This is a genomic window from Mesorhizobium sp. PUT5, assembly GCF_052216645.1.
In the GTDB taxonomy this organism is placed as follows: Bacteria; Pseudomonadota; Alphaproteobacteria; order Rhizobiales; family Rhizobiaceae; genus Mesorhizobium.
Window position 1 is genome coordinate 778,636 of record NZ_JBQOSO010000003.1, and the last position, 16,088, is coordinate 794,723.

Annotated in this window: 11 protein-coding genes and 1 tRNA gene; 6 read left to right on the top strand and 6 right to left on the bottom strand. The window is 67.6% G+C overall.

All coding sequences use genetic code 11. The annotated features are described in order from the left end of the window. Nucleotides 1-7: 7 nt before the first annotated feature. Nucleotides 8-463 carry a MerR family transcriptional regulator gene (locus ACTDI4_RS05250; RefSeq protein ID WP_442840143.1) on the bottom strand — a complete coding sequence of 152 codons (456 nt, stop codon included), beginning with the start codon at nucleotides 461-463 and terminating at the stop codon, nucleotides 8-10. 423 nt (nucleotides 464-886) lie between these two features. Between ACTDI4_RS05250 and ACTDI4_RS05255 the strand changes: the two genes are divergently transcribed. From ACTDI4_RS05255 to ACTDI4_RS05265, 3 genes are all read left to right on the top strand, one after another. Continuing rightward, nucleotides 887-4,681, top strand: a complete 3,795-nt coding sequence (locus ACTDI4_RS05255) for a peptidoglycan-binding protein (protein WP_442840144.1) — start codon at nucleotides 887-889, stop codon at nucleotides 4,679-4,681. A 187-nt stretch (nucleotides 4,682-4,868) separates the two neighbouring features. Next, complete coding sequence (locus ACTDI4_RS05260) at nucleotides 4,869-5,792, top strand: sulfite exporter TauE/SafE family protein (RefSeq protein ID WP_442840145.1); 924 nt, start codon at nucleotides 4,869-4,871, stop codon at nucleotides 5,790-5,792. Then, complete coding sequence (locus ACTDI4_RS05265) at nucleotides 5,789-6,583, top strand: TIGR02186 family protein (RefSeq protein ID WP_442840146.1); 795 nt, start codon at nucleotides 5,789-5,791, stop codon at nucleotides 6,581-6,583. Before ACTDI4_RS05260 ends, ACTDI4_RS05265 begins: the two co-directional genes overlap by 4 nt. A gap of 8 nt (nucleotides 6,584-6,591) precedes the next feature. On the opposite strand, the gene pdeM is transcribed toward ACTDI4_RS05265, so the two are convergent. Both pdeM and ACTDI4_RS05275 read right to left on the bottom strand, forming a co-directional pair. Then, nucleotides 6,592-7,308, bottom strand: coding sequence for a ligase-associated DNA damage response endonuclease PdeM (gene pdeM / locus ACTDI4_RS05270; RefSeq protein ID WP_442840147.1), 717 nt, complete (start codon nucleotides 7,306-7,308; stop codon nucleotides 6,592-6,594). Then, nucleotides 7,305-9,842, bottom strand: a complete 2,538-nt coding sequence (locus ACTDI4_RS05275; RefSeq protein WP_442840148.1) for a ligase-associated DNA damage response DEXH box helicase — start codon at nucleotides 9,840-9,842, stop codon at nucleotides 7,305-7,307. Before ACTDI4_RS05275 ends, pdeM begins: the two co-directional genes overlap by 4 nt. A 144-nt stretch (nucleotides 9,843-9,986) precedes the next feature. On the opposite strand from ACTDI4_RS05275, the gene ACTDI4_RS05280 reads away from it, so the two are divergent. Both ACTDI4_RS05280 and ACTDI4_RS05285 read left to right on the top strand, forming a co-directional pair. Beyond that, a complete protein-coding gene (locus ACTDI4_RS05280) occupies nucleotides 9,987-10,997 on the top strand; it encodes a ligase-associated DNA damage response exonuclease (protein ID WP_442840149.1) in 1,011 nt (336 codons plus the stop codon). A 136-nt stretch (nucleotides 10,998-11,133) separates the two neighbouring features. After that, entirely contained in the window at nucleotides 11,134-12,738 is a 1,605-nt protein-coding gene (locus tag ACTDI4_RS05285; RefSeq protein WP_442840150.1) for a cisplatin damage response ATP-dependent DNA ligase, read from the top strand. A gap of 66 nt (nucleotides 12,739-12,804) precedes the next feature. Here the strand turns inward: ACTDI4_RS05285 and ACTDI4_RS05290 are convergent, their stop codons facing one another. Then, on the bottom strand, nucleotides 12,805-13,731 hold the full coding sequence (locus ACTDI4_RS05290) for an IS110 family transposase (RefSeq protein ID WP_442840151.1): 927 nt from the start codon (nucleotides 13,729-13,731) through the stop codon (nucleotides 12,805-12,807). A 468-nt stretch (nucleotides 13,732-14,199) separates the two neighbouring features. Beyond that, the gene (locus tag ACTDI4_RS05295; protein ID WP_442840152.1) at nucleotides 14,200-15,315 is read right to left on the bottom strand and encodes a hypothetical protein; all 1,116 of its coding nucleotides are present in this window, start codon (nucleotides 15,313-15,315) and stop codon (nucleotides 14,200-14,202) included. A 254-nt stretch (nucleotides 15,316-15,569) separates the two neighbouring features. Here ACTDI4_RS05295 and ACTDI4_RS05300 point away from each other — a divergent pair. Continuing rightward, nucleotides 15,570-15,645 (top strand) — tRNA-Thr (locus tag ACTDI4_RS05300). A 42-nt stretch (nucleotides 15,646-15,687) separates the two neighbouring features. Here the strand turns inward: ACTDI4_RS05300 and ACTDI4_RS05305 are convergent. Continuing rightward, on the bottom strand, nucleotides 15,688-15,897 hold the full coding sequence (locus tag ACTDI4_RS05305) for a hypothetical protein (RefSeq protein WP_442840153.1): 210 nt from the start codon (nucleotides 15,895-15,897) through the stop codon (nucleotides 15,688-15,690). Nucleotides 15,898-16,088: the final 191 nt, after the last annotated feature.

The following is a 16,088-nucleotide window of genomic DNA, read 5'->3' on the forward strand; positions in this document are numbered from 1 at the left end:
TCCGCCGTCAGGCCCTGGCCGCCGGCATGTGTTCGGCCAGCTTGATGCGGACCGCCGCCATGGCGCGCTCCAATTCCGCGATGGCGTCATCGACCAGAGCGCGCTGCTTCTGCAGCCGGAGGAGCTGCTTCTCGGATTTCTCCAGGGCCAGCCTGAGCTGGCGGGTGTTGGCGCCGGTGGGATCGTAGAGATCCATCATCTGCTTGACCTCGCGCAGCGAAAAACCAACCTTGCGGCCGAGCAGGATCAGCTTGAGCCGCACGCGGTCGCTGCGCGTGTAGAGGCGGGTGGTGCCGTCGCGTTGCGGCTGGAGCAGGCCCTTGTCCTCATAGAAGCGCAGGGCGCGCAGCGTCACCCCGAAGGTCCGGGCCATCTCGCCGATGCGGAGAAACTCTCCATCGGCTCCTTGTGGCAGGTTCGTCGGGGCGGCTGCGGTTTCAGCGGCGGTCACGGTCGTCGTCATGCTCATCATCCGGGTGCTGCGGCGCGGCAGTGCCAGCCTCCTATGAGGCTTCGGCCGCTTCCTGCTTTGTTCGATACGGGTAAGCGGAGCAGCCCTGCGCGGCGGCATTATCTTACGTTTACGTAAACGATATACAGGGGCGCCTGCCGTTGGGCAAGGCCGGTTCCTGAAAACCGTTTCCGCCCGCAATGGTTGCACGCGATTAAGGTTGGTTAACGCGTTGTTTACCATGATGGGTGAATGGTGCGCCTGTCGGTTTCCCGTGTTGATCCTGTAACGAATTTCTCACGGTTTGTCGGAGCGCGGGCGAAAGCCCGGGAAGCGTGTCTTCCGCCGCTGCATGCCGCAGGGCCGCCTTCGCGTCCGGCGCGGATTTTGACGGGAAGCCGGCGCAGGCCGGTCATTTTGGGGACGGGCGTCTCGATGAACAAGCGGTCCTATCTCGACACTCTCAACGCCGGCAGGCAGCGCAGGCCACACACCACGCTGGAGCAACTCAACCGCTCGCTGGAGACGCTGGAACAGCGGCTGGAGCAGAGCCGCGAGGAGGCCACGGGCCGTACCTTTCGGGAGGCATCCGCATCCGCCGATCCGCGCTATCCCCGCGTCGACCCCTATCGGCAGCAGCGGCCGGTCGAGGCCCCGCGCGCGCAGCGCGAGCCTGCCTACGCAGCGCGGCCCCCGCGCGAAGCCGCTTCTTCCTTCGAGCAGAGCTACCAGTCGCTCGCCCGCGATATCGAGCGTCTGCGCGGCCAGGAGGACGGCGTGGCCATGGTCGGCAGGATCGCCGGCGAACTGCGTGGCCTGCGCGAGGAACTGCGCCACCAGATGACCGCGGACCTGCACCGCGAATTCGAGACGTTGCGCCGCGACATCGACCGAGCCTCCCGCAGCGCGCCTTCCGCGCGCGACAGCGCCGCGCTCGGCATGGAGTTCGAACGGCTTTCCGGCGCCATCCAGGAACTGGCCGAAAAGAGCGACGACAAAGGCGTGAAGCTGCTGCGGCTGGAACTGGAGCAGGTGCGCTCCGCGCTCGATTCGCTGGCCCGCGAGGAGAGCGTGCGCGCCGTGGATCGGCGCTGGGATGACTTCGACCGCCGCTGGAGCGCCTTCGAGACCCGTTTCGGCGAGAATGCCGGCCACCATGGCGACGATCGGGCGCTGGCGGTGCTGACCCAGCGGCTGGAGCAGATCGGCGAGGCCGTCAACAACCTGCCCGAATCGCTTTCGCTGCGCTCGCTGGAAGAGAAGGTGCGCACGCTGGCGGGCGCCGTGGACCATTTCGCCAACCAGGGCGGTCATGCCGGCGACACCTTCGCCCTGATCGACGAGCGGCTGGACGAAATCTCCCGTGCCATCGTGGCTTCCACGGTCGCCGCGCAGGCCAGCGCCCTTGATCCGGCCTCGTTCGAGCGCATCGAGCAGCGCATGGATGACCTGGCCCGCCAGATCGAGGAGGTTGCGCAGGACCGTCCCGCCGAGCGGATGCTGGACCACCTCGACCTCCTGTCGCGCCGGGTCGACGAACTCGCCGGCCGTGCAGACCTGCCGGAACAGGCCATCGAGCGGCTCGGTCGCCAGATCGAACTGATTGCCGATCGCATCGACCGCGCGCCGGCCTTGCCCGACACCGACCGGCTAATGCAGGAACTGGAACAGCGCTTCGACGTGCTGTCCGGCATGATCGAACGCCGCCAGGGCGATGCGCTCGAACAGAGCCACTTGTTGTTCCGCGACCTCGAGCAGCGCCTGGACGAGGTCGCCGACCGGCTCGACCGGCGCCCGCCGGCGTCCACCTTCGACAGCATCGGCATCATGGAGGCGATCGACGCCCGTTTCAGCGCACTGGCGCAGAGCCTCGACATGCGCGCTTCCGACCCGGCCGCAGAGGCGGCGCTGCGCGGCCTGGAAAGCCGGCTGGACGACATCTCGCACCGGCTCGATACGTCCGCCGCGCAGGTCGCAGGCATCGATCCGGACCTGATCCGCAGCCTGGAGGCGCAGGTGGCCGGCCTGTCGGAACATCTTTCCCGGCCCGGCGCGCCGCTGCCCGAATTCGAGGACATCGCGCCGCGCATCGAGCGCATCGAGCAATCGCTGGCCGGAAATCGCGATTCCATCCTTGAGGCGGCGCAACAGGCGGCCGAGAGCGCCGTGCGCTCGCTCGGCCCCGCCAGTGCGGATGCGCCGGCCGTCGCCGGCCTGGCACAGGACCTCAAGACGCTGGAGGCGCTGACGCGCCGCTCCGACGAGCGCAACGCCCGCACTTTCGAGGCGATCCACGATACGCTGCTGAAGATCGTCGACCGGCTCGGCTCGCTCGAAGGCACCACGCAGGCGCCTGCGGCCGGACCTGAGGCTCGCCCGGTCAAGATCAGCGTGGCCGACGCCCCGACGATCGCCCTCGACGAGCCGCTGCCGCTCACGCCGGCGCCCGGCCATGGCCGGAGCGCGGCAGTTGCGCGCGCCCAGCGCACGCCCGCGGAGGCCGCCGCCGCTGCAGCCGCAGCGGCGCTGGGGGCGGAAACTGTGGCCGGCGAGGAAAAGCCGGCGGGCCGCAAGAGTTTCCTGGGGGGGCTCGCGCGCAGCCTTGGCCGCAAGGCCGCATCGCAGCCGCAACCCGAGCAGGCAGAACCGGCGCTCGACGTGCCGGCGGTCGATCTCGACCAGCCGCTGGAACCCAAGTTCATCAACCGCCCGCTGGAGCCCGGCTCGGGCGCGCCGGACCTCAATGCGATCATGAAGCGCGTGCGCGACGAGCGGGGCCCATCGGCGCGGCAGGGGGAAGGGGACGCCTCGAAGGCGGACTTCATCGCGGCCGCGCGCCGGGCGGCGCAGGCCGCCGCCGCCGAAGCCGAAATGCTGAAGAAGCAGTCCACGGTCTCCGGCCCGGTCAAGGCGCTGCGCTTCGGAGACCTGCTCAAGGCGCGACGCAAGCCGATCCTGATGGCGGCGGCCGCGATCATGCTGGCGCTGGCGGGGCTGCAACTGGGCAAGGCCTTCATGGCCGATCCGCAGCGCAGCGCGGCCAACGACGCGACACCCGTCGTGGAGCAGGCCGCCGATGTCTCCGCCGTCACGGCTCCTGCCGAGAAGGCGGAAGCCGTCGCGCCGGCGGCGCCTGTGCGCCTGGCGGAAGAAAGCCGGCCGGCCGAAGCCATGCCGGCCGAACCCATGCCGGTCGAAACCGGGTCAGCCGAATTCCTGCCGGCGGCCGCTGCGGTGCAGGCCGCCGATGCGGCAGCAGCGGCAACTTCCGCCGAAGCGCCGCACGAGGCGGCGCAGGCCGATATCGATCCGGTCGAGCACACCGCGTCGGTGGCCGCCGCCGGTGCGACTCCGCTTGCGGCGGATGCTGCCACGGCCGATGCCGGCGTCGAATCCGCGGTCCCGGCCGCACTGCGCGACGCGGCCGCTGCCGGCGATGCCAATGCGATGTTCGAGATCGGCTCGCGCTTTGCCGAAGGGCGCGGGGTCAAGGAGGACATGGAAGCGGCCGCGCAATGGTACGAGAAGGCGGCCGGTCAGGGGCTGGCGCCCGCGGAATACCGCATCGGCAATTTCTATGAGAAGGGCATCGGGGTTGCCCGCGATCTCGACAAGGCCAAGAACTGGTATCGGCTCGCCGCGGAGCAGGGCAACGCCAGCGCCATGCACAATCTGGCGGTGCTGTTTGCCATGGCCGCCGACGGCACCGCCAACAATCAATCCGCCGCGCACTGGTTCCAGAAGGCGGCGGAACTGGGCGTCAAGGACAGCCAGTTCAACCTCGGCATTCTGGCAGCCAAGGGTGCCGGCATGCCGCAGGACCTGGTGGAATCCTACAAGTGGTTCGCGCTGGTGGCCAAGGCCGGCGACAAGGACGCGGCCGACAAGCGCGACGAGGTCGCCAAGGCGCTGCGCCCTGAGCAACTGGAGCGTGCGCGTGCGGTGACGGAGCTATGGAAGGCCAAGCCGCTCGACCGGGTCGCCAACGATGTCAACGTGCCGGCAGCATGGCAGGACGCGCCCACCACCATCGCCAGCGCCGACATGAAGAGGGCCGTGCAGAACATCCAGCACATCCTCAACAAGAACGGCTACACCGCCGGCGGCGCCGATGGCCTCATGGGCGACAAGACCAGGAAGGCGATCATGGCCTTCCAGGCAGACAACGGGCTGGACGCCACCGGCGAGGTGGACGACCGGCTGGTGAAGGCGCTTTTGGCGCGCAAATGACGCCGCAGGCGTCGCTTTCGGCGGCGCCTGCCACAGATTTGCCCCTTAACTGATTGAGTTGTTTTTTGTTTCGCTGCCTCCGCGGCTCGGGCCGGCGGGGGCTTCGTCGCAACCGCGAGTTAGCATTTCGATGATATAGGCCGTAGTGGCATTCGCCTTTGCGGCAAAGAAGGTCGGGACCAGACGGGTGGGCATTTATCTTCCGATCGCGGAAATTTCGGTCAATGTCTTCGTCATCCTGTTCATGGGCGCGGCGGTCGGCTTCCTGTCGGGCATGTTCGGCGTCGGCGGCGGCTTCCTCATCACGCCGCTCCTGATCTTCTACAACATTCCGCCTGCCATTGCGGTGGCCACCGGCGCCAACCAGGTCATCGCCTCGTCTTTCTCGGGGGCGCTGTCGCATATGAAGCGCGGCACGCTCGACTTCAAGCTCGGTTTCGTGCTGCTGGCGGGAGGCGTGGTGGGCTCCACCGCCGGCATCTACGTGTTTGCGCTGCTGCGCGCCCTCGGCCAGCTCGACCTCTTCATCTCGCTGCTCTACGTGGTGCTGCTGGGCTCCGTCGGCGGGCTGATGCTGTATGAAAGCGTCAACGCGCTGCGCGCCGCCCGCAGCGGCGCAGCGCCCGCGCTCAAGAAGTCCGGCCAGCACAATTGGATCCATCGCCTGCCGTTCAAGGTTCGCTTCCGCGCCTCCAAGCTGTTCGTCAGCGTCATCCCGGTGGTGGCGCTGGGTGCGGCGATCGGCTTCCTGTCCTCCATCATGGGCGTCGGCGGCGGCTTCATCATGGTGCCGGCGCTGATCTACCTGCTGCGCGTGCCCACCAACGTGGTCATCGGCACATCGCTGTTCCAGATTATCTTCACCTCGGCCTACACCACGCTGGTGCATGCCAGCACCAACTACACCGTGGACATCATGCTGGCCTTCCTTCTGATGGTGGGCGGGGTGGCAGGTGCGCAATATGGCGCCAAGGCGGGCCAGAAGCTGCGCGGCGAGCAGTTGCGCGCGCTGCTGGCCCTGCTGGTGCTGGCGGTGGCCATCCGGCTCGCCATCGACCTGTTCATCACGCCGCCGGACCGCTACTCGCTGTCGCTGGAGGGGCTGGGATGATGCCGCGGGCGGGCGCATATGGGGGCTTGCTGCTTGCGCTGTCGCTCAGCGCGGCATCGCTTGCCCATGCGCAGGCCGCGCATGAGGAAGGCATCCAGATCGGCCTTTCCACCGACAGCATCGCCATTACCGCCGGCTTCTCCGGCGCGGACCTGACCATCTTCGGCGCGCTGGAGGATGCCGATCCGCTCGTCGCCCGGCAGGGGCGCTACGATGTCGTGGTCGTGCTGGAAGGCCCGGCGCGCCCCGTCGTGGTGCGGCGCAAGGACCGGGTGCTCGGCATGTGGATCAACATGGAATCGGAAGCGTTCGAGAACGTGCCGGTCTCCTATTCGGTCGCCACCACCCGGCCCTTCCAGGACATCACCGACCCGGCCAGCTACAAGCGGCTTTCGCTCGGCGTCGGCAACATCTACATGCAGCCGGCCGAGGCGGACCAGCGCCCCGCCACCATCGCCGAGTTCACCGCCGCCCTGCGCCAGCGCAAGGCCGCCACCGGCCTCTACAGCGAAAATGTCGGCGGGGTGCAGTTCCTGTCGCAGAACCTGTTCCGCGCCACGGTACGGCTGGCGCCCGACGTGCCGGTGGGCACGCACAAGGCGCGCGCCTTCCTGTTCAAGAACGGCATGTTCCTCAAGGAGAACTCGGCCCAGCTCGAGATCCGCAAGTCCGGCTTCGAGCAGGCCATCTACCGCACGGCCCACCGGCACGGGCTGTTCTACGGCTTCCTGGCGGTGGGCCTGGCCATGGTGACCGGCTGGGTCGGCCGCGTCGTCTTCCGCAAGGATTGATCCTGCCCTCAGGGCCGCAGCATCGCCCCCGAAATGGCGAAGACGCGCGCTGCGCCCAGCATGTAGGCCATCAGGCTGTCGCTGCGGAACAGGCCGGCATAGGCGCGGTCGAGCACGTTGAGCGAGCCGGTATAGGCGCCGAAGGCCGGCATGATCATGCGCGCGCCGTCGGCGGCGAAACAGCGGCGCCTGACCGAGCGGCCGCGCTGCACGATGCGCGCGCACGGGTGCAGGTGGCCGGAGATTTCGCCCTCGACCACCGCCCGTGAGGGCTCGTGACGGAAGACCAGCGCGCCGACGGCCAGTTCCTGGACCGTCTCGCCTGGAAGGTCGGCGGGCGCTTCCGGGTCGTGGTTGCCGGCGACCCAGAACCAGTCGCGCCCGGCCATCATCCGCTCCAGCCGCTCGCGGAAATGCGGGTGCAGCCGCGCCGCGCCGTCGCCGTCATGGAAGGAATCGCCCAGGCTCACCACGATGCGCGGCGCATAGGCGTCGATCGCCGCCTCCAGCCGCGCAAGCGTGGCGGCCGTGTCGTAGGGCGGGATAAGCGTGCCGCGGCGACGGGCAAGCGAAGAGCCCTTTTCCAGATGCAGGTCCGACACGGCGAGCAGCCGGAACTCCGGGAAATACAGAACCCCGCGCGGGTCGCACAGCGCGCGCTCGCCGGCGATGCCGACGGGCTCGGCATCCGGCGCGGTCGCCGTTCGGGCAGGCGAGAAGTTCATCTGGTCCCCATCGCTTCCTCCACCAGGTCGGCGGCTTCCATCAAAAGGCTCTCGTTGGCGCCGCCATTGACCTGCTCCTTGCCGATCTCCAGCATCACCGGCACGGCCAGCGGCGAAATCTGCTCCAGATGCTTATGCACGATTCGCCCGCGTATCCGCGAGAGCATGTCGGCAAGCCTGCTGACATCGAGAAGGCCGGCGGCGGCGTCCGCCCGCGTCGCCTGCAAGAGCACGTGATCGGGCTCGTGGCTGCGCAGCACGTCGTAGATCAGGTCGGCTGACACCGTCACCTGCCGGCCGGTCTTCTCCTGGCCCGGAAAGCGCTTCTCGATCAGCCCGGCGATCACCGCGCAGGTGCGGAACATGCGCTTCAGCATCCAGGAATCGTTGAGCCACGCTTCGAGATCGTCGCCCAGCATGTCCTCGTCAAACAGCGCCGCCAGCGACGGTTCTTGGGCCTTGAACAGCGCGCCCATGTCGTCCAGCGCCCACACCGCCAGCGAATAGTCGGTGGCAACGAAACCGAGAGGGCGCGCATTCGCCCGCTCCAGCCTGCGTGTCAGGAGCATGCCCAGCGTCTGGTGCGCCAGCCGTCCCTCGAAGGGGTAGCAGACCATGTAGTGCCGGTCGCCGCGCGGGAAGGTTTCCACCAGAAGATCGCCGCGCTTCGGCAGCACGGATTTTTGCTTCTGCAGCCGCAGCCAGTCGGCCACCTGCTCGGGCAGCGCCTGCCAACGCTCCGGATCGGCCAGCATGGCGCGCACCTGGTCGGCGAGATAGGTGGAGAGCGGGAATTTGCCGCCGGCGTAGCTCGGCACGATGACCTGCGCCCGTCCGCCGCCGGCCGAGACGATGCATTCATTCTCGCGGATGCCCTCGAAGCGCAGCACCTTTCCGGCGAACAGGAAATTGTCGCCGGGGCGCAGGGTCTCGGCGAAATATTCCTCCACCTTGCCCAGCACCCGGCCGCCCTGGCCGGACAGGCCGCGACCCTGCCGCACGTAGCGCACGTTGAGTTCCGGCATTTCCACGATGGTGCCGACATTGAGCCGGTATTGCTGGGCGATGCGCGGATGGCTCACCCGCCAAAGCCCGTCCTTCGTCCTGCGGATGCGGGCGTAGCGCTCGTAGTTCTGCAGCGCATAGCCGCCGGTGGCCACGAATTCGACCACCCGGTCGAAGGTGCTTCGCGCAAGCTCCGCATAGGGCGCCGCGCTGCGGATCTCCGCGAACAGCCGGTCTGCATCGAAGGGCGCGGCGCAGGCGGTGCCGAGCACATGCTGGGCCAGAACGTCGATGGCGCCGGAAAGCAGCGGCGGCGTGTCCTGCGCGCCGATATAGTTGGCGTCGAGCGCGGCGCGGCATTCCAGCACCTCGAAGCGGTTGGCGGGGATAAGGATGGCCTTGGACGGCTCGTCCATGCGGTGGTTGGCGCGGCCGATGCGCTGGGCCAGGCGGCTGGCGCCCTTGGGCGCGCCGACATGCACGACCAGATCGACGTCGCCCCAGTCGATGCCGAGGTCGAGCGTGGAGGTGGCCACCACGGCGCGCAGCGCATTGTCGGCCATGGCCTGCTCCACCCGGCGGCGCTGGCCGACGTCGAGCGAGCCGTGATGCAGCGCGATGGGCAGCGAATGCTCGTTCGCCCGCCATAATTCCTGGAACAGCATCTCGGCCTGGCTGCGGGTGTTGACGAACAGCAGCGTGGTGCGATGCCTCCTGATCTCCTCGTAGATCTCGGGAATGGCGTAGCGCGCCGAATGCCCTGCCCAGGGCACGTGCTCCTCAGAGTCCAGGATGGAGATGTCGGGCCTGGCGCCGCCCGCCACGGTGACGAGCCCTGCCATGTGGCCCGGCGGTTTCTGCGCCACCAGCCAACGGCGCAGATCGTCCGGCTCGGCCACCGTGGCGGAAAGCCCGATGGCGCGCAGGTCCGGCACGAAGCTGCGCAGCCGCGCAAGGCCGAGCGAAAGCAGGTGGCCGCGCTTGGAGGTGACCAGCGAATGCAATTCGTCGAAGATCACGTAGCGCAGATCCTCGAAGAACCGCTTCGCATCCGTGCCGGCGATCAGCAGCGCCAGCTGCTCGGGCGTGGTCAGCAATATGTCGGGCGGCGCCAGTTTCTGGCGCTGGCGCTTGTGGGCGGGCGTGTCGCCGGTGCGGGTCTCGATCGCAATGGACAGGCCGATCTCGGCGACCGGCTTGCCGAGATTGCGCTCGATGTCCACGGCCAGCGCCTTCAGCGGCGAGATGTAGAGCGTGTGGATGCCGCGCCGCGCCCGGCCGGGCCCGCGCTTCGGCCTTTGCGCCAGTTCCGTCAGCGCGGGCAGGAAGCCGGCCAGCGTCTTGCCCGCGCCGGTCGGCGCGATCAGCAGCGTCGATCCTCCGGCCTGCGCGCGGGCAAGCAATTCGATCTGGTGGGGGCGCGGCGCCCAGCCTTTCTCGGCGAACCATTTCAGGAACGGTTCGGGCAGCAGGGCGGCGGCTGTCTCGGCGGTATCGGTCTCGCCGACGGGGCGGGGCTTCGCGGTCACGCGCCAGAGGTAGCGCGACGGCGCCGGATCGCCAAGCCGAATCTGGAACAAAAGGGGATCGGGTCGGGTCTTCGCGTCAGGAGACGGCGTGACCGATATCGCGTCGGGCTTCACGGCGCGCCCAAAACACCTATCTTTAGGCCCATGCGCGCAGGCGAACTCCTCTGTCCCAGGCCCGAAGGCCTTTACTGCCCGCCCGGCGATTTCTTCATCGACCCGGTGCGGCCGGTGGCGCGCGCGCTGATAACCCACGGCCATTCCGACCATGCGCGTTCCGGCCACGCCAGGGTGCTGGCCACGCGCGAGACGCTCGACATCATGGCGCTGCGCTATGGCGAGGGCTTTGCCGGCGCTATCCAGGCGGCACGGCCGGGAGAGACGCTGGATCTCGGCGGCGTGTCCGTCACCTTCCATCCGGCCGGACATGTGCTGGGCTCGGCGCAGATCTGCGTGGAGCATGGCGGGCTGCGCATCGTCGCTTCCGGCGACTACAAGCGTGCGGCGGACGCAACCTGCGCCCCTTTTGAAGTTGTGCCCTGCGACGTCTTCATCACCGAGGCCACCTTCGCCCTGCCGGTGTTCCGCCATCCGCCGCCGCAGGAAGAGATCGCGCGGCTGCTGAAATCGCTGGCGCAGTTTCCCGAGCGCACGCATCTGGTCGGCGCCTATGCGCTGGGCAAGGCGCAGCGCGTAATGAAGCTGCTGCGCCAGGCCGGCTACGACCGGCCGATCTTCATCCATGGCGCGCTGGCGAAGCTGAGCACTTATTACCAGCAGCGCGGCATCGACCTCGGCGAACTGGAGCCGGCGACCGTCGACAACGGCGCCCGGGCAGACTTCGCCGGCACGGTGGTGATCGGCCCGCCGGCGGCCTTTTCCGACCGTTGGGCGCGGCGCTTCCCCGATCCCGTGGCCTGCTTCGCTTCCGGCTGGATGCGCATACGCCAGCGCGCGCGGCAGCGCGGCGTGGAGCTGCCGCTGATCATTTCAGACCACAGCGACTGGGACGAGCTGACCGCGACCATATCGGAAACCGGCGCAGGCGAGGTCTGGGTGACGCATGGGCGGGAGGAAGCCCTGGTGCGCTGGTGCGAGCTTGCCGGCATCAAGGCCAAGCCGCTGCATCTGGTCGGCTATGAGGACGAGGGGGATTGACGTTTCACTTGTCCGGTTTCCCGTCTCCGTTCCCTTATCCGGTTCCCGCTTCGCTCGGCCATCCTCTCTCCATCCGGGGCCGGGCGGCCGTGACGCGCATGGATGAGCCGGCATCCTCGCACGCGAGGCGAATTCCATGAACCGCTTTGCCGAATTGCTCGATCGCCTTGTGCTGACCCCTTCGCGCAATGGCAAGCTGCGGTTGCTGACCGGCTATTTGCGCGAGACGGAGGACCCCGACCGCGGGCTTGCGCTGGCCGCCATCACCGGCGATCTGGCCATCGCGGCGGTCAAGCCCGCCATGCTGCGCGCGCTGGTTGCCGAGCGCGTGGATCCGGTGCTGTTCGGTTTTTCCTACGACTATGTCGGCGACCTGGCCGAGACCGTGTCGCTGGTGTGGCCGGCCCCCGGCGAACCGGAAAATGCTTTCGACCACCAGATCACCCTGGCCGAGGTGGTGGCAAGATTGCAGGGTGCCAGCCGCTCCGACGGGCCGAAGGTGCTGGCCGGCCTGCTCGCCGGCTCCGACATCCCGGCTCGCTTCGCCATCATAAAGCTGGTCACCGGCGGCCTGCGCATCGGCGTCTCCGCCCGGTTGGCCAAGCAGGCCGTGGCCGATCTCGGCCCGGTCGACGTTTCCGAGATCGAGGAGCTTTGGCACGGGTTGCAGCCGCCTTACGCCGGGCTGTTCGCCTGGCTGGAGGGTCGCGCGCCGAAGCCGGAGCGGGCGGCCAAGGCGCTTTTCAGGCCGGTGATGCTGGCCAATCCGATCGGCGACGGCGATCTCGAAAAGCTGGATCCGGCCGACTACGCCGCCGAATGGAAATGGGACGGCATCCGCGTGCAGGTGGCCTCCGAGGCCGGCGCGCGCCGGCTTTACTCCCGCACCGGCGACGACGTTTCCGGCGCCTTTCCCGATCTTTTCGAAGCGCTCGGCTTCGAAGCGGTGCTGGATGGCGAATTGCTGGTCGGCTCGCCTTCCGTCACCGGCACCTTCTCCGATCTGCAGCAGCGGCTGAATCGCAAGACCGTATCGGCCCGGATGCAGGAACGTTATCCTGCCTTCGTGCGCTGCTACGACTTGCTGCAGGTCGGTGCCGAGGACCTGCGCGCCCTGCCGTTCCGCGAGCGGCGCATGCGGCTGGAAACGCTGGTCGCCACGCTGGATCCGGCGCGCTTCGACCTGTCGCCGCTGGTCGGCTTCGACCGCTGGGAGGAACTGGAGGCTTCGCGCAGCAGCCCGCCGCACCCGATCATCGAGGGCGTGATGCTGAAGCGCTGGGATTCACCCTATCTGGCCGGGCGGCCGAAGGGCCCCTGGTTCAAGTGGAAGCGCGACCCGCATACGATCGACGCCGTGCTGATGTATGCCCAGCGCGGCCACGGCAAGCGGTCTTCCTTCTATTCCGACTACACGTTCGGCGTCTGGTCGGGCCCGGAAGACGCGGAAGAGCTGGTGCCGGTGGGGAAGGCCTATTTCGGCTTCACCGACGAGGAACTGCTCAGAATAGACAAATATGTGCGCGACAACACCATCGAGCGCTTCGGCCCGGTGCGCTCGGTGCGCGCCGACCGCCGCAACGGCCTGGTGCTGGAAGTGGCCTTCGAAGGGCTGAACCGCTCCAGCCGCCACAAGTCGGGCGTCGCCATGCGCTTTCCGCGCATTTCCCGGCTGCGCTGGGACAAGCCGGCCGCCGAGGCCGACCGCATCGAGACGCTGAAGGCGCTGCTGGACCGCTGAGAGGCGTCTCCCGGATCGCAGCCGCGGCTGCCGCGCTGCCTAGAGTATCCGTTTTGGTCAAGGAAGTTATGGGGCCCATTTGCGGTGGTCCCTGAGCAGTGCGTTTGCGAGGACGATCAGCTTTCGCATGATGGCGGTGATGGCGACCTTGGAGGCTTTGCCGGCGGCCTTGAGCCCATCGTAGTTTGCCTTGAGGTCTGGATTGAAGCGCGTGGCGACGAGGGCCGGCATGTAGAGGGCCTGGCGAACGTTGGCCCGACCGCCTCTGATGAAGGCGCGGCCTGTCCATTTTCCAGACTGGCGTGCGACCGGGGCGAGGCCAGCGAGCGATGCAGCCTGGGTGTTTTCGAGGGTGCCGAGTTCGGGCATGTCGATGATCAGCGCGAAGGCGGTGATGGCCGAGACGCCGGGGATCGATACAAGGATGTCGAAGCGGTTGGCTAGGTCAGGATCGGCCTTGATGAGCTTCATGATCTCGACTTCGATCGCGGCGAGCTGGCGCTCGATCTGCCTGAGTTGCTCGCCATTGTGACGCTTGAGGATGGGTAAGGTCAGGTTCTTTGCTCTGTTCTTCGCCGCCGTGCGGTTTTTCACCAGCGCCTCGCGGGCCATGGAGAGATCCTTGAGATCATTAAGGAGCGGGCCGCGCGTCGGTCGGGCCTCGAGGTCGAGCAACATCCCCATGCGCGCCAGCATGGCGGCGTCGAGCCGGTCGGTCTTGGCAAGCCGGCCGGTGGCCTCGGCGAAGCGCCTTGCCTGACGCGGATTGACCTTGACAAGGGCGAAGCCGCCATCCGCCAGCCTCCGCTCGAAGGCTCGGTGATAAGGACCGGTCGGTTCGTAGACGATGCGGGTGTCAGGCTGTGCCAGCCACGCCAGGAATGCTCTATGGCCGGCCTTGTCGTTGCCAAAGCGGCGGCTTTTGCCATCGCTCATGCGGTGGGCGTCGAGATGGTCTTTCGAGATGTCGACGCCGATGGTATCGTTCATCATCTTTCGCTTGTCCTGTGCTTGTCGTCCGCAGCCGAACTGCGGGTATCCGTTCAGGCCTCAAGAGAAAGACGAGGGCGATCACACTCTAGCTCGACCCGTCAACGGTCAGCATTTCAACGATCCGACCCTCGCCGCCGACGAGGGGCTGCTACCCCTCCCGGCGGTCCCTTCTTCGCCCGTTCGGCAGCAAAAGTCATAAGACAAGCCTTTCATGGTTACACGGAACCATTCTACCGGAGCAGGTTTGGGCCAAGGTCGAGGGATTCGGCGAGGTCGATGTGGTGCATCGGCCGCTGCCGAAGCCCGAAGGATTTGGCCCGAAGCGGCCCGGCCCTTCGGGTTTCCGTTTGGCGGCCGCCCACGGCGTCAGGCCGCTCGGCCGATGCACCACATCGACCTTCGCGCCCTTCCTGGTGGATCGGCTCGCCAACCGAGAAACAGAATGGTCCCGTGTAATCATGAAAGGCTCTATTGCGCCGTCGAGACGCGGATTGCGTAGATGTCCACCGCCCGGCCCTGACGCTCGAAGTCGGAGTTGATGGCGATGGTGCCGGCCGCTCCTGGCTGCTTGGCGGGGAACTCGACCTCGAACAGATACTCGTTGCGTTCGTGCCCCACTCCGTAGCGTTTGCGGCCGCAGTCGCCGAGTTCGCCGAAATTGCAATCCACCGACATCTGGGTGTCCTTGCCGTCCTCGGCGCGGGCGACGATGTCGAAGACGGCGTGCTTGCCCGCCAGCCGGTCCAGCACGCCCTGACCGACGTCGAAGCTGACGGCCGAGCCCGTGCTGCCGGAGCGGATGCGCAGGAAGGTGCCGCTGTCGTCCTGCATCACTTCGGCCCTGGCGTCCGACGGCGCGCTGACCTGCGTGGGATCGGCGGGCGAAAACACCTCGATCCAGCCGCGATCCTGGTCGGCCTCGCCGGGCTTGCGCGGGGCGGCGGCCTGAGGCTCGGGCGAATAGTCCTCCTCTCCCTCCATCGGCGCGGATGTCTGGGTCTGGCCGCGCCCCTCGAGCGTCCTGAACAGCCCGGTCTGGGTGGCCCACCACATGCCGAAGCCGATGGCGGCGAGGATGACGACGCCGAAGAAGATGGCTCCCAGCGGCAGCCTGCGGCCATGAATGCGCCGCTCGTCGCGGTCGGGGGCGACTTCGTCATCGCCGCCGGAACCGAGGCCCGGAGGTGCCCGCTCGGAGGTGATATCGGGAATCGCGGACAGCGTGCCGGAGGTCGCCCCGGGGGTCGCCCCGAGCGTTGGCTCCAGCCGCCCCTCCGGTTCCGGCATGGGCGCGGAGACGGCTTCGACGGCAGGCGCTTCCGCGGCCGGCGTTCCGGCCGAAGCGGACGGGGCCTCCGGGAATGCCGGCGCCACTGCGGGCAGGAACTCGGATTCGATCTCGGCGATCTTGGCCTGCATGGCCTTGCGGCGCCTGATGGCGGCCTCGACGGTGACGCCGGGATTGGCCATCAGCGCCCGGTCCAGCGCGGCGAAGGCCGAACGGTAGACTTTCTCGCGGAAGGCGCGGTCGTCCACGTTGCCCTTTTCGAAGGCGTTGCGGATCGCTTTTTCGATGGCGTCCAAGCTGGGCGTCCTCATTGCGCGGTCATCGTGCAAGATGGTTAGCCGCAGCCCGGCCGTCAATCAACGGGGCAGCGCCGTCATTCGGCATGTGGCGGCGCCGGCCGGGATGTTTTCTGGCGTGCCCGCTGCCGCGCAGGGCGGCCGCGGCCGCCCTGGTGCCTATGGCGTCATCTATGCAAATCATGGACAAAGCATCTTGAATTCGTGCCGGCTTGCGTCTATCACGCCCACATCTTGGCGGCGAAAGCCGGCCGGCCGCTTTAGCTCAGTTGGTAGAGCACATCATTCGTAATGATGGGGTCGCGTGTTCGAGTCACGCAAGCGGCACCACTTTTCTTCCTGCCGTCACCCGGTCACGTCGCGAACAGCCTGTCAGGGCTGGTGCCGGTGCCCCGCTTGCCGGGGGAACGGGACGACCTCGCCGCGCGGGCGTGCATATTCCGCCGTGGTGATGACCTCTATGAGCAGGTCAAGCGCCGCGCGCGCCTTGCGGCTGGTTTCATCGTTCCCGCGCAGATGGTCATAAGCCCTGTCGAGATGCAGCCGGACGGCCGAAAAATCGCTGTGCAATGCTGTCTCCATCGTGGTGCCGCCCGCCAATCGCTCTGACATGCGCGGACAAACGGAGTGAAAACATCCACAGACGCCTTTTATTCAAATGCCTGCGATGCCGGATTCGCCTGTGCCCGCCTGCCGGCGGCGGTGCCGATCGTGACGCCGCGTCGCAAATTGTTATTGGCGCCCCTCCACAACGAATGCGAGCAATGGGGCGC